This window comes from Amycolatopsis sp. EV170708-02-1, from assembly GCF_022479115.1.
In the GTDB taxonomy this organism is placed as follows: Bacteria; Actinomycetota; Actinomycetes; order Mycobacteriales; family Pseudonocardiaceae; genus Amycolatopsis.
In genome coordinates, this window is sequence record NZ_CP092497.1 from 8,790,740 (window position 1) to 8,803,719 (window position 12,980).

General features: G+C 66.9%; 10 protein-coding genes, 6 tRNA genes and 1 pseudogene. 6 read left to right on the plus strand and 11 right to left on the minus strand.

Features of this window, described 5'->3' with window-relative positions:
- Entirely contained in the window at nt 1–1,176 is a 1,176-nt protein-coding gene (locus tag MJQ72_RS40235; protein ID WP_240596126.1) for a YDG/SRA domain-containing protein, read from the minus strand.
- Between the two features lie 613 nt (nt 1,177–1,789).
- Here MJQ72_RS40235 and MJQ72_RS40240 point away from each other — a divergent pair.
- The 5 genes from MJQ72_RS40240 to MJQ72_RS40260 all read left to right on the plus strand — a co-directional run bounded on the left by MJQ72_RS40240 (nt 1,790) and on the right by MJQ72_RS40260 (nt 3,515).
- Nucleotides 1,790–1,863 (plus strand) — tRNA-Arg (locus MJQ72_RS40240).
- 125 nt (nt 1,864–1,988) lie between these two features.
- Nucleotides 1,989–2,077 (plus strand) — tRNA-Ser (locus MJQ72_RS40245).
- 3 nt (nt 2,078–2,080) lie between these two features.
- Nucleotides 2,081–2,152: transfer RNA gene (locus MJQ72_RS40250), tRNA-Arg, on the plus strand.
- A gap of 15 nt (nt 2,153–2,167) precedes the next feature.
- Nucleotides 2,168–2,239, plus strand: a tRNA-Cys gene (locus MJQ72_RS40255).
- A 109-nt stretch (nt 2,240–2,348) separates the two neighbouring features.
- Nucleotides 2,349–3,515 (plus strand): HNH endonuclease signature motif containing protein, encoded by a 1,167-nt coding sequence (locus MJQ72_RS40260; RefSeq protein ID WP_240596127.1) that lies wholly within the window; start codon nt 2,349–2,351, stop codon nt 3,513–3,515.
- Between the two features lie 70 nt (nt 3,516–3,585).
- Here MJQ72_RS40260 and MJQ72_RS40265 read toward each other — a convergent pair.
- The 8 genes and pseudogenes from MJQ72_RS40265 to MJQ72_RS40300 all read right to left on the minus strand — a co-directional run bounded on the left by MJQ72_RS40265 (nt 3,586) and on the right by MJQ72_RS40300 (nt 10,585).
- Nucleotides 3,586–3,659 (minus strand) — tRNA-Arg (locus MJQ72_RS40265).
- 42 nt (nt 3,660–3,701) lie between these two features.
- Nucleotides 3,702–3,790 (minus strand) — tRNA-Ser (locus MJQ72_RS40270).
- Nucleotides 3,791–3,855: 65 nt separating this feature from the next.
- A pseudogene (locus tag MJQ72_RS40275) lies at nt 3,856–5,501 on the minus strand (phosphatidylglycerol lysyltransferase domain-containing protein).
- Between the two features lie 30 nt (nt 5,502–5,531).
- Nucleotides 5,532–7,508 carry an acetoacetate--CoA ligase gene (locus MJQ72_RS40280; protein WP_240596128.1) on the minus strand — a complete coding sequence of 659 codons (1,977 nt, stop codon included), beginning with the start codon at nt 7,506–7,508 and terminating at the stop codon, nt 5,532–5,534.
- 19 nt (nt 7,509–7,527) lie between these two features.
- Nucleotides 7,528–8,289, minus strand: a complete 762-nt coding sequence (locus tag MJQ72_RS40285; RefSeq protein WP_240596129.1) for an ESX secretion-associated protein EspG — start codon at nt 8,287–8,289, stop codon at nt 7,528–7,530.
- Nucleotides 8,289–9,311, minus strand: a complete 1,023-nt coding sequence (locus MJQ72_RS40290) for a PPE domain-containing protein (RefSeq protein ID WP_396427029.1) — start codon at nt 9,309–9,311, stop codon at nt 8,289–8,291. Before MJQ72_RS40290 ends, MJQ72_RS40285 begins: the two co-directional genes overlap by 1 nt.
- A gap of 113 nt (nt 9,312–9,424) precedes the next feature.
- Nucleotides 9,425–9,904, minus strand: a complete 480-nt coding sequence (locus MJQ72_RS40295; RefSeq protein ID WP_240596131.1) for a hypothetical protein — start codon at nt 9,902–9,904, stop codon at nt 9,425–9,427.
- Nucleotides 9,905–9,952: 48 nt separating this feature from the next.
- Nucleotides 9,953–10,585, minus strand: coding sequence for a dienelactone hydrolase family protein (locus MJQ72_RS40300; protein ID WP_240596132.1), 633 nt, complete (start codon nt 10,583–10,585; stop codon nt 9,953–9,955).
- 97 nt (nt 10,586–10,682) lie between these two features.
- Between MJQ72_RS40300 and hisC the strand changes: the two genes are divergently transcribed.
- Nucleotides 10,683–11,738 (plus strand): histidinol-phosphate transaminase, encoded by a 1,056-nt coding sequence (gene hisC / locus MJQ72_RS40305; protein ID WP_240596133.1) that lies wholly within the window; start codon nt 10,683–10,685, stop codon nt 11,736–11,738.
- Nucleotides 11,739–11,786: 48 nt separating this feature from the next.
- On the opposite strand, the gene MJQ72_RS40310 is transcribed toward hisC, so the two are convergent.
- Nucleotides 11,787–12,548 carry a sulfite exporter TauE/SafE family protein gene (locus tag MJQ72_RS40310; RefSeq protein WP_240596134.1) on the minus strand — a complete coding sequence of 254 codons (762 nt, stop codon included), beginning with the start codon at nt 12,546–12,548 and terminating at the stop codon, nt 11,787–11,789.
- 81 nt (nt 12,549–12,629) lie between these two features.
- Nucleotides 12,630–12,980 (minus strand): VOC family protein, encoded by a 351-nt coding sequence (locus MJQ72_RS40315; RefSeq protein ID WP_240596135.1) that lies wholly within the window; start codon nt 12,978–12,980, stop codon nt 12,630–12,632.

The following is a 12,980-nucleotide window of genomic DNA, read 5'->3' on the forward strand; positions in this document are numbered from 1 at the left end:
TTAAGTGTAGTGCTCTCGATGGTAATCGAGATGATCCTTATCAATGTGGTGATCTACATGCTGGCGAAGCTCGCTTACCACCTCGCCATGCACGACCACCTTCATATCCTCACTAATCACCATGGCCCCATAATCAAACAGCACATGGCAATTAGGGCATAGACAAAGGACGTTCGAGTAGACATCTGGACCATTATGCGGACGCCCAAGGCCGCGAATATGAGCTCCTTCAGAATAGGCTTTGTCGCCAATTCTCAGTCGAACCCCACAAGTTTGACACACGTCGTTATGCACTTGCTTCACATAGTTGACCACCTGAGTGGACCTAATCAAGCGCTGGACCTTGGCCGCCACTCGGACAGGAGCGTCGTTGCCTGCGGGAATCGGCAGCAACGCCTGAGTTTGTGGCTCAACAGCCACCACGGCCTCGGCCACCAGCTTGATCATGCGAAACTGGCAAACCGTGAAGCCATCCGCGCCAGCCTGAAGCCACACCTCGGCAACCCGGTAGAGGCCGTCATAGCGAAGACCTGAATCTGGCGCATAGGAGTTTTTCTTGTCAGCCCCACGAATTACCCGAACAGGCTCACCAGTCACACTGCTTTTCACCAAGGCAGCGTTTCCACTGGCCTTGAAACTTTGATCTTCAATTTGCTTGCCCGACGGACCACGTCCACCATGGCCGGTATAGATGATTTCGTCACCAAAGTCTTTGTCGTCCGAGTACCCGCCAGAGACAACGATCGACTTCGCCCCAGTTTCGCCAGTTCCAGAAATACCAGCCTGCAGCTGCCTGTGGACTCCGCGATCGAAAGCGTCTCGCCTGTTGACGAAGGTGGTCCCCTCAGGGATACCAGGGATCTCCCCGAATCCTTCTCCGCCGACAGCTAGCCGGTGAGTTTCGACGTTCCTAAACTCGAACCCGAGACGCCCCAGGCAGGCAACTAGCTTTTCTTCTGCCGCCCCAAAATCAGCCGCACCAAGCTCCGCACCGACCGTCGAGCGGTGCGCGGACACCACGAGCGCCTTCGCGTCGTAGTCCGCCCCCTCGTGCATCACTACGTAGCGAGATGCACGCGTCACACCCTGCAGACGCCTGAAGCGCTCGGCGCCGACGTTGTCGTGCTCAGCGATCGCCGCAAGCACCGCTTCTCGAGAGATGTCTTTCAAGCCCACAACAAGACGCTAGGCCAACTTGCGGCAGCGCAACACCCTCAACCAGACGAACATCAACTTTGTCTTCGCCTCGCGACTACACGCTCTCGCCACAGGTCCACGCCCGCTACTTGAAGAACGAGATCGATAAATAGCATTGCGCTACGTTGACTCATCAGCCATAGTTAGAGCACTCGACCAATCCCAGGAGCAGTCATGATGAACATGAACGAGCGAAAGGCGCAGCGCCGGCATTCGACCGTCGCGCCCATCGCCGCATGTCCGTCGCCCTGCTCCTGGCGACGTTCATGCCGGGCTGACCAGCGGATTCTGGTCGACAAGGGCTCCCCATCATGACGCCATAGCGCGTGTGATGCCAGGGAGCCGCCCATCGGGAAACCGATCCGGGCGGCTTCTCTTTTGCTGCGCAAAAAGCAATTCCCTATCGGCGAGCTTGGGAAGCGGAACGGCCTCCAAAACCGTATCCAGGGGGTTCGACTCCTCCCGCCGGTGCTCGACGCTGCCTAGTCAGTGCGAACGTTGATAACAGAAGACTTTTCCCAAAGCTTGTCCCCGTCGCCGAAAGAGGCAGCCAGGACGAGCGCCGGTGGAGGCGTGCACTCGTCTCCACCTCGCCCCTGTAGCTCAGGTGGACAGAGCGCCGCACTACGAATGCGGAGGTCCCAGGTTCAAGTCCTGGCAGGGGTACTGGTCGGCGTATCGGAGGGGGATACGCCGGTCGACGGATGCGAGGGGCACTGGCGACCCCGCCTGATTTGGGATCAGGAGTCACCGCGTTCGACTCGCGGGCGTCCGACGAGACAGTGCGGCAAGGAGGATTGGCCGAGCCTGGTAAGGCAACCGTCCCGAAAACGGTAGTCGGCGTGAGAGCGTCGCGCAGGTTCGAATCCTGCATCCTCCGCAAGCCCTCGTGGTCCAACGGATACGACGCCGGCGTCCGAAGCCGGGAACGCAGGTTCGACTCCTGCCGAGGGCACGATGACCTGCACTTGGCCCACTTCACGACGGTCGTGCGGCGGCTTGCAAAGCCGTTGGACTCCGGGTTCGACTCCCGGGTGGGTCTCCGCCGCAGAGTGACCACCTCGCGACACAGTTGCGTAGGTGGCAACAGAGTTCCACCGCCGCAAGCTCCTGCGCTACATTCGGACGTACGTTCGATTGGGGGTAGCTAGGTGTCTTTGAAGGAGCTCACGAGTCGCGACGCGGTGCTCAAGGCAGTACATCAGTGCGATGTCATCGACCCAGGAGCGCTCGGAGCCGGGTTCACTCGTGCCTTCGTCCTCGAACTCGACGGCAAGTACTACCACGCCGAGAGAGTCGCCAGTCTCGCATACACCGTTCAGTACCCAGACCGCGACGAACTCCCCGTCTCCGATCTCACCGGAGAAGCCGCAGCACGCCGCCTCAGTCGGCTTGGCTTCGCAAGCTCCACAACGGCCCGGTTATGGCCTCCACTACTGGGGGCGGAGTACCCCAACCGAACCGCCATCCGGAACACCTTTGGTGGCAACGGGGTCGCCGGGATCACCACGTTTCTTGGCGACAGTGTCCTCAACATCTTCTCTGACGAAGAGGGTCCATACGCCGACGAACCACCAGACGCAGTAAACCCCTTTGAGTACCGCGGCGAGGGGCGCGCTGGCCATCAGAAGCTGTTACGGGGGAACAAGGCACTCGACAGCGCTCGCAAGAATCGCGAGGCGGTGCGGTATTGGTACCGACCGGCCGGCGGCACCTTCAAGTTCACCACGTGGGTGGCAATCCTTAGCCGAGCGCAGGTGTGGTCACCTGACGACAACAAGCAACTCCGCCTCGAGTACGCGTTCCAGGTGATGGCAGTCCCCGGTCCCAAGCTAGACACTTGGCCGGCTCAGGTACGAAAGCTCATCGACAGCGGAGACATCAAGGACACACCTCCGCCGCAGCCGCCAGACAAGAACGCCACAAGCGGTCAGCGCAAGAAGACCTACCAGGACTACCTTCGCCTTATCGACAAGCCATCAAACGCTGGTCGCGGTGGACGTAAGCCGACTAAGGGAAGCCGGAATCTCTATCCTCGCAGCCGCAGCGTGCGAGATGCGGTGCTCATCCGCGCGGACGGCGACTGCGAGAACGACAAGTGCACAGGCATGCCCTTCGACACCGCACCTGGTGGCGAGTCCATCCTCGAAGTGGACCACGTCGACGATCTCGCACTCAACGGGCTTGATCACCCATCCGTCATGATCGCGCTGTGTCCTAACTGCCATGCGGCAAAAACCCGCGGGGGTAACCGCGCGGCCATCAAGCGCTATTTCCGCGCCAGGGCTGCCGAACTCCACCGTAAGGCCAACCAGTAACACTCCACACAGGACAGACAAAAAGGCCCTCCCGCGAACGGGAGGGCCTTAGTGCTGTCTCAACCAGACGTGCGCCCGAAGGGATTCGAACCCCTGACCTTCTGATCCGTAGTCAGATGCTCTATCCAGCTGAGCTACGGGCGCTTGTTCAGTTATCAATCTAGCACCTGCCGGAACAGGCACCAGCGGAGGCTCCGGGATTTGAACCCGGGAGGGGGGTTACCCCCAACCGCATTAGCAGTGCGGCGCCATAGACCAGACTAGGCGAAGCCTCCCAGGCCCAACGACCACTGCTCAAATAGGTTACACACCCCCTGGCCCCCCTCGGAAGGCACCCCCCTTAGACGCGTTGCAACGCTCTGAGCAGGCCGGATGGGCGTCCGCCGAGGCCTTCGGCTTCGAAGACGGCGACGCCGACTCGGGGAGATCGCGGGCCGCGGGGTAGGCGAGGTAGCGCGGGACCCAGCGCGGCTGGAACTTCGCGTTGAAGCGGTAGAGGGTCTCGATCTGGATCCAGCGTGAGAAGAATCGCAGTGTCCGGGCGGACAGGCGGGCGACGGGGCCGGCGCCGATGCGCTGGCCTTGTTCCAGCACCGCCCGGAAGGCGGCGAAGTTCAGGGAGACGTGCCGGGCGGGGGTCGTCAGGAGAAGTTCGGAGATCATCAGTTCGTTGACGCCGTTGTCGGCGGTCCGGTCGCGGCGCATGACGTCCAGCGACAGGCCCTTCTCGCCCCAGGGCACGAACTGGAGGACACCGCGCACCCGGCCGTCGTGTTCGGCGGTCACCAGGACCGAGCCCGGGTCGCCCATGCGGCCGAGGGCCATCGAGAAGCCGCGTTCCGTATCCGTGCCGCGCCAGGTGGCGGCTAGCGCGCGGAGTTCCTCCAACTCAGCCAAGGGCAGGTCTTCGGCTTTTCGGATGCGTGCGGTGTAGCCGGCGCGCTTCGTGCGTGAGACGGCTTGGCGGACTCCGCGCATGACGCGGCCTTCGAGGGTGAAGGTGTCGGTGTCGACGACGGCTTCGTCGCCGATCTCCAGCACTTCGAGCCCGAAGCGCGCCCAGACGGTCGCGCCCAGTTCCGAGCAGCCCATGGTCGCCGGGGTCCAGGCGTACCGGCGGCAGACGTCCAGGTACTCCTCGATCGCGCCTGGCCACGCTTCCGGGTCACCGAGGGGGTCCGCCGAGCACAGCGCGACCCCGGCGATCACCCGATAGGTCACCGCGGCCTTCCCCGACTTCGAGAAGACCACGAACTTGTCCCGGCGCAGCGCGAAGTACCCGAGCGAGTCCCGCTCCCCCAGCAGGCCCCTGAGCCGCTCGACCTCGTCGTCGGTCAGCTCCGGCGCGGGTTCGGCCGAGCGGAGCAGGAAGTACGCCGCCAGCAGCACCGCGCCGATCCCGAACAGCAGGCCGACCGCGGCCGAAAGGTCTTCCAGCCACAGCGCGGGGAACGTCACCGGGCCGCTTACGCCGACCAGGGCCAGCGTCGACTGCGCCAGGCGGTCGCCGATACTCCAGGAGCCGAGCGCGACCGACAGCAGCGCGAAGTTGATCGCGACCCCGGCCACCGTCAGTTGCAGGAAGACCCGGATCGCGCGCCACCGGCCGGTCACCGGATCGGGCAGCGCGATGAAGTGCCGTCGCGTCGCGATCAGGGCGATCAGCAGCGAGAGCGACACGAGCCCCGCGCCGAGGGTGTGCCGCAGCCCGAGGTGCGACACCGTCAGCAGCGTCGCGGCGGCGACCGCCAGCTGCCAGGCCCGGCGCTTCCGCCGTTTGAGACCGGTGGCGAGCAGCATCAGCAGCACGCCGGTGACCAGCGCGACCGTGGCCGCGCCGACCGTGGCCTCGTGCGGCAGTTCCAGCCAGGTGGCGACGCGTCCGCGCAGGGTGCGCCCGGCCGGGACCAGCACCGAGATCAGGGTCAGCAGCCCGGCCAGCCGCGTCACCCAGGTGATCACCGCCACCGAAGTGGCGCCCGCCACCCGCCAAGCACCTGCCAAAACCCGCCCCTGTCAGCTCCTTGCCAGCTCCACGAACGGTACAAGGGCGTCGGGGTTCAGCAGGGCATCCCGGCTGACGGCGCGGTCAGGTGAAACCCCCGAAAGGATCTTCTTGACCGGGACCTCGCATTTCTTGCCGTTGAGCGTGCGGGGTACCTCGCTCACCTGGACGAACCGGTCGGGCACGTGCCGCGGCGAGAGGGCTCCGCGCAGCTCCTTGCGCAAGGCGGGTTCGACCTCGTCGAGCGACGCGCCCTCCGCCAGCACGAGGAAGCACAGCAGCTGCCCGTCCTCGTTGCCCGCCGCCGACGTGTCGATCACCAGCGAGTCCGCGACCTGGTCGAACGACTCGACGACCCGGTAGAACTCGGCCGTGCCCATCCGGACGCCGCCGCGGTTGAGCGTCGAGTCGCTGCGTCCGTAGATGACGGCGGAGCCGCGGCCGGTGATCCGGATCCAGTCGCCGTGCCGCCAGATCCCCGGGTACATCTCGAAGTACGCCTCGCGCAGCCGCGAGCCGTCCGGGTCGTTCCAGAAGAACACCGGCATCGACGGCATCGGCTCGGTGATCACCAGTTCGCCGACCGTCTCCACCACCGGTTTCCCGTCCTCGTCGAAGGCGGCGACGGCGGCGCCGAGCGCGCGGACCGAGAGTTCGCCCAGCCAGACCGGGACGTCCGGGGCCGCCGCGACGAACGCCGCGCACAGATCCGTGCCACCGGACACCGAGCAGATCTGGACGCGTTTACCCACCTCGTCGACGATCCACCGGAAGCCCTCGACGCTCAGCGGCGCGCCGGTGGATCCCAAGGCGCGCAACGCCGTCAGGTCGAACCGTTCGGCCGGTTTGATCCCGGCCTTCAGGCAGCTCTGGATGAAGGGCGCCGACGTGCCGAAGTACGTGACGCGGTGCTGCTCGGCCAGATGCCAGAGCACGTTGAGGTCCGGGCTGCCGGGGCTGCCGTCGAAGAGCACGATCGTGGTGCCGGTCAGCAGGCCGGAGATGAGGAAGTTCCACATCATCCAGCCGGTGGTGGTGAACCAGAAGAACCGATCGCCCGGGCCCAGATCGCTTTGCAGGGCAAGGGCTTTGAGGTGTTCGAGGGTGATCCCGCCGTGCCCGTGGACGATACCCTTCGGCAGGCCGGTGGTCCCCGAGGAGTACAGGACCCACAGCGGGTGGGCGAAGTCGACGGGCTCGAAGGCCAGCTCCGCGCCGTTGTTGCCGGCGAGCAGCTCGTCCCAGTCGAGGGTGCCGTCGAGGCGGCCGCCGGCGTAGTCGATGAGCACGGTCGCTTCGAGCGTGGAGATCTCGTCGCGCAACGAGTTCACCGTCGACCGGCTGTCGAACCACCGTCCATTGTAGACGTAGCCGTTGACCGCGATGAGCACCTTCGGCTCGATCTGCGCGAAGCGGTCGGTGATCGCGCGGACACCGAAGTCCGGCGAGCACGACGACCAGATGGCGCCGAGGCTCGCGGTGGCCAGGAAGGCGATCAGCGTCTGCGGGCAGTTCGGCGCCAGCGCGACGACCCTGTCCCCTTTGGACACTCCGAGCTTGCGCAGCCCTTCCCGCGCGGAGGCGACGGCGGAACGCAACGCGCCATAGGTCAGCTGCGACGAGAGACCGTCCTCGCGGTGGAAGATCACGGCGATCTCGTCGTCGGCCTTCGCGGCGCCCGCGACACCCGGCATGAGCGAGTGCTCGGCGTAGTTCAGCGTGCCGCCCGCGAACCACCGGGCGTTCGGCATCTCGCCGGCGAGCACTTCACCGGGCTGGTCGTGCCAGCGCACGCCGAGGAACTCCGCGACGGCGGACCAGAACTCCGGCCCCTGCCGCACGGAGAACTCCCACAACGCGTTGTAGTCGTCGGCCTCCACGCCGCGTTCGGTGCGCAGCCACTGGCGGAACGCGTCGATCTTGGTGTCGGGCAGGCGGCTCGGCTCAGGGCGCCAGAGCACTTCTGGGGCGTCGGCGGTGTGCGTCACCCCGCGATGTTAACCCTCGTTAACCTGCTTGGCGAGCCCCCGTGAACAGCTCGTACGCCATCGACTTCAGCCGTGACGCGTCGAGCGGGGTGACGGTCAGCCACCCTCGGTCGCGCCGGAGCCCGTAGCGGCCGTCCGGGGTGTCCACCCAGGTCAACGTACCTTCTCCGCGCACCCAGCGGCCTTCCCAGGACTTCCTGACCGCGCCGAGCCGCCCGCTGCCGATCCGCTGCGTCGCGATCCGCACCATGACGATGACCTCGGGTTCCCGCAGGCCGGCGTCGCGCAGGACGTCGGAGAACGCGGGCTGCCCGCCGCGTTCCCCCGCCTCGCAAGCGGCCGTGTAGTCGTCGACGCGCAGGTTGACCGAGAGGCCGCGCCCCTGGTCGCACGGCGGCAACGCCTGCAGCAGGGTCGCGGCGACGAGCGGTTCCCGCAGCGCCGCCAGCTCGACGTCGGTGCCCGAGACGCCGATCACGACCGCGCCGCGATCGGACACGCAGCCGACCGCCCGGTACTCCGGGTCGCCGTCGAGCCGCAGGTCGAGCGTGAGTTCGCTGTTCGCGACGGTGTGCAGCAGCCCGACCAGTTCGGGCGCGGGGGCGTCCACCGTGCCGAGGCCGCGTTCCGACAGCGTCGCACTCGCCGTGGCCACCAGCTCCGCGCGGAACTCCGGTGTCCGCCCGACGTGCGGGACCGCCAGCACGGCGGGCAGCTCGTCGCGTCCGTACGCCGACCAGAGCAGGAACAGCTCGCCGACGTGCAACCGGATCCAGTCCATCAGCGCCCGCTCCTCGGATCCTCGCCGATGACCGGCGGGGTGACGTGCCCGCTGAGACCCCACACGTCGGAATCCTCGACGAGGTAGTCCGGCGCCTTGTGGTCCTCTTCGCCCTGCCGTCCCTGCGTGGGCGCCATCCCCATCGGCATGCCGCCGAAACCGCCCATTCCGGCGGCCGCGGCGCGAGTCCCGGCCGGTTGGCCGAGCTGTCCCGACGGCCCGAAGCCACCGGCCGCGGCGCCGGACCGGCCGCCTTGCCCGAGCTGCTCCTGGGTTCCGCCGACGGTGCCGGGTGGCGGTGGCACGTAGGCGCCGCTGCCCGCGCCCGGTGCGCGCGGCGCCTCGACCGGCTCCCGGACCTGGATCGGGGATGTGTCGTCGACACCGCTGCTGTGTGTCGAGTCGTCCGGCGGCGGGACCGGCTCCGGCTTCGGATCGGGTTTCGGATCCGGCTTCGGTTCTTCGGGTGTCTCAAGGATCTTCGGCTGCTTGCCGTACGACGTGAAGCTGGGAACGTTTTCGTAGACCTCGCCGGAGCTGAACTGCATCCGCGTCATCACGTCGGCGGCCTGACGGTGCAGATCCTGCGAACTCTCGTCGGTGGGTTCGGCGACGATCCGCCCCGCTTCGGCGAATCCGGATTCCGACGGTGCCGAGGTCGACATGGCCTGCGTCGAATCGGAGACCGGGATCGGACGGCGCTTCGGCGGCTCGGGCAGCTTGGGGCGCGGCATGTACCCCGGTGGCTCGGGCATCGTGCGGCGCGCGGTGTCGGCGATGTCCGCCTGACGGCGCACGCAGTTCGCGACGTTCTCCGCCCGCCAGCCCGTCTCGCCCGCCCAGTCGACGAGCTTGACCGCGGCGTCACGGGCCCTGTCCGCGCCCTCGCCCGTCCAGCCGTCGGCGGTGGCCGCGAGGGCCGCCCTGAGCTCGGTACCGACCCGGTCGAGGAAGGCGCTGATCTTCGTCCACTGCGCGGCGACGGCTTCGGCGCTCGCGAGGTCCAGCTCGTTGTGGACCATCGCGTAGAGCTCTCGATGCGAGTAGCTCATCCAGTCGATGTCGGCGGTGAGGTTTTCGGGGACCGGCTGCGGTTCGGGCTCCCGCGGCGGCCACGGCATGGGCAGGATGCGCATCAGAGCTCGTCCTTCCGCTCGTGGCCGACGATGTCCTCCATGTCGAACCGGCGGGCGACCCGTTCGAGCTGCTCCTGCCCCTCCTCGTCCGCGGCGACGTACATCTTCCGCGCCGCCATCACGGTGAGCTGGAAGTCCTTGAGGACCTTCGCGAAATCCTTGAGAACGGGCACGGCCGCCTCGGTCCCCTTGTTCGCGGCGCCCTGGAAGCGATCGCTCATGGTGTGACCGATGAAGTTGTCGCCCAGCTTCAACGGCGCGTTGAACTCCGTCGAGTCCTTGATCAGCGCGTTGAGCTCATGACGCGCCTTGAGCAGGGCGTCGACGAGCTTCTTGGCGGCGTCTTCGGAGACCTTGACGGCCCCCTTCTTGGCATCGGTCTTGGAGTCCCGGATCTGACCCGCCACCGGAGCCAGCGCCGGAGCCGAAGCTCCGAACGCGGCTTGTGGCGTCACGGGCACCTTGGGTGACTGTGCCATTCGACCCTCCCCTGTCACATCTTGAGGGGAATGCTAGCGCGAATGGGGTCAGCGCAGGTGGGCGTCGAACCAATTCAACGTGCGCTGCCAGGCCTCCGCGGCGGCGTCCGGGTCGGCGTCGAAGCGGTGATTGGCGCCCGGGTAGTGGACGACGTTCGTCGCAACGCTCGCCGTCGCCGCCGCGTCACGCAGCTGCTCGACCGCGGCGCCTCCGGCCGCGTCGCCCGCGTCGCCGTACATGCCGAGCCAGGGGCTGGTGAGCCGTCCCGCAATCTCGACGAGGACCGGCAGCCCGGTGACGCCCTGCCCGCCGACGCTGACCGCCGCGCCCAGCCTGCGGTTCGACGCCACGACCAGCGCGGCCGTCCCGCCGAGGTCGAACCCGACGACACCGACGAGATCCGCTTGGACACCGCGCTCCGCGAGCCAGGAGAGCGTCGCGTCGGTGGCTTCGAGGAGGTCCTGCTGCGTGAGGTTGTCCCGGTCGAGATGCGGGGTGACGGTGAGCCAGCCTTCGCCGGCGAGACCGGCCAGGAGCAGGCCCAGACCCTCTTCGACCTCTTCGGCCTCCTCGTGCAGCACCACGAGTCCGCCGCGGACGACACCATCCGGTTCGGCGAAGGTCAGGCGCAGCGTGTGGCCGTCGGCGTGCTGGTGTTCCACGGTGGTCGTCAGGGTCATTCCTCCATCAGACCACTCTTAGGTAAATATTCGGAGCTTGCGCTCGCGCGGGAGGATACGGTGTCGGAGCCGTCCCCCAGACGTAGGAGCGCCGAAGATGTCACCTGTTTCGCCGCGTGCGGATCTCGAATCGTTGCCGAAGTACGTCCCTGGCCGGACAATCCAGGGCGCGATCAAGCTGGCGAGCAACGAGGTCCCCGGTGGCCCGCTGCCGAGTGTGGCGCAGGCCATAGCCGAGACGGCGCAGGGCATCAACCGGTACCCGGACATCACGGCTTCCGCGCTCGTCGAGCGGCTGGCCCGCGAGCTGAACGAGTCCACCGACCGGATCGCCATCGGCTGCGGTTCGGTTTCCCTTTGCCAGCAGATGATCCAGGCCCTGTGCGGCCCGGGCGACGAGGTCGTCTTCCCGTGGCGCTCGTTCGAGGCGTACCCGATCGTCACGCAGGTGGCGAACGCCGTGAGCGTGAAGGTGCCGCTCACGGCCGGGCACGGGCTGGACCTCGACGCGATGCTGGCCGCGATCACACCGAAGACGCGGCTGGTCTTCGTGTGCAACCCCAACAACCCGACCGGGACGGTCGTGCGGCGCGCGGAACTCGAGCGTTTCCTCGACGCCGTGCCCTCGGGTGTGCTCGTCGTGCTCGACGAGGCGTACAAGGAGTTCGTGACCGACGCCGAGGTGCCGGACGGCGTCGAACTCGCGCGCGGCAGGGACAACGTCGCGGTGCTTCGGACGTTCTCGAAGGCGTACGGCCTCGCCGGCCTTCGCGTGGGTTACGCGGTGGCGCCGGAAGCGATCACCGTCGCGCTCAAGCAGGTCTACGTCGCGTTCTCGGTGAACATGATCGCCCAGGCGGCGGCCATCGCTTCCCTCGACGCGGCCGACGAACTGCTGGAACGCTGCAAGGAGATCGTCTCGGAACGCACCCGCGTCCGGGACGCGTTGGTGGCCAAGGGTTACGAGGTGCCGGAGACGCAGGCGAACTTCGTCTGGCTGCCGCTGGGCGAGCGGACCACCGAGTTCGCGGAGCACGCCCTGGAGCGCAAGCTGATCGTGCGTCCCTTCGCGGGCGAAGGCGCGCGAGTGACCATCGGGACTCCCGAGGAGAACGACCTCTTCCTCGAAGCGGCCGGGGACTTCCCCCGCTGACAGGCTTGGCGGCGGCCCGCACTTCGTGGACGGAGTGCGGGCCGTTTCCTATTTCAGGAGCAGCTGCACCATCGCGGCGACACCGACGACGACGATCACGCCGCGCAGCACCTTCGGCGAGAGCTTGCGGCCGATCTTCGCGCCGAGCTGGCCGCCGATCGTCGACCCGACCGCGAGCAGCGCGACCACGGGCCAGCTGACCGGCGCGATGAAGGCGTAGATCGTGCCCGCGACGATGTTCACGACGGCGGAAAGGGCGTTCTTGACGCCGTTGAGCCGCTGCAACGACTCCGACATCAGCATCCCCATCACGGCCACCATCATCACGCCCTGCGCGGCCGTGAAGTATCCGCCGTAGATGCCGATCAGGAAGATCAAGAACAACAGGAGCGGCCCGATCTTGTGGACCTTCCCGTTCTCCTCGCGGCGCTTCGCGACCCAGGCGGCCACTCGCGGCTGGACGATCACGAGCACCACCGCGAGCCCGACGAGCGCGGGCACGACGGTCTCGAAAGCGTCCTTCGGCAGGGAGAGCAGCAGGATCGTCCCGCAGATCGCGCCGAAGAACGACGCCACGGCGAGTTTGACGACCTGGGGCCAGTAGCCCTTGAGCTCCTCCCGGTAGCCGATCGCCCCGCTGACCGTGCCGGGAGCGAGGCCGATCGCGTTGGAGGTCGTCGCCGTCAGCGGCGAGTAGCCGAGCGCGACCAGGACCGGGAACGTCACCAGCGTGCCCGATCCGACGACCGTGTTGATGGTGCCCGCCCAGAGCCCCGCGATGAAGATCACGACCGCGTGCCACCACGTCATAAAGCACTCACGTCCGCACCCTAAGCACCGTTACCTCCTTTCGCGCCGCGGATGTGTCTAGTCGAACATTCAACGAGCCCGTTATGTCTCGTTCGGCCGGAAGACACAGAACTCGTTGCCTTCCGGGTCTGCGAGGACGTCCCACTCGATTTCGCTGTCTCCGGCCCGGACGAGCCTCGCCCCGGCGGCGACCAGCTCGGCCGTCGAGCCGAAGACGTCGATGTGCATACGGTTCTTCACGGTCTTCTTCTCGGCCACCGGGTTGACCCAGATCAGCGGGCCGCGACCGGCCGGATCCTCAATCGCGACCGGCCACTCCGCCGGCCTCTCGTCCCGGTGGCGGCGGACGTAGCCCATCGCGGCGCACCACCAGTCCGCGAGGGCCTGGTGATCGTTCGCGTCGAGGCAGATGTCCTTGAACACCGCCGCCAT

What these genes read in the sequence shown, in the direction of transcription:
- MJQ72_RS40315 (WP_240596135.1), bottom strand. Translation starts at nt 12,980, where the DNA reads ATGGCGGCGGTGTTCAAGGACATCTGCCTCGACGCGAACGATCACCAG.
- MJQ72_RS40290 (WP_396427029.1), bottom strand. Translation starts at nt 9,311, where the DNA reads ATGGTCCACAACGAGCTGGACCTCGCGAGCGCCGAAGCCGTCGCCGCG.
- hisC (WP_240596133.1), top strand. Translation starts at nt 10,683, where the DNA reads ATGTCACCTGTTTCGCCGCGTGCGGATCTCGAATCGTTGCCGAAGTAC.
- MJQ72_RS40295 (WP_240596131.1), bottom strand. Translation starts at nt 9,904, where the DNA reads ATGGCACAGTCACCCAAGGTGCCCGTGACGCCACAAGCCGCGTTCGGA.
- MJQ72_RS40310 (WP_240596134.1), bottom strand. Translation starts at nt 12,548, where the DNA reads ATGACGTGGTGGCACGCGGTCGTGATCTTCATCGCGGGGCTCTGGGCG.
- MJQ72_RS40285 (WP_240596129.1), bottom strand. Translation starts at nt 8,289, where the DNA reads ATGGACTGGATCCGGTTGCACGTCGGCGAGCTGTTCCTGCTCTGGTCG.
- MJQ72_RS40300 (WP_240596132.1), bottom strand. Translation starts at nt 10,585, where the DNA reads ATGACCCTGACGACCACCGTGGAACACCAGCACGCCGACGGCCACACG.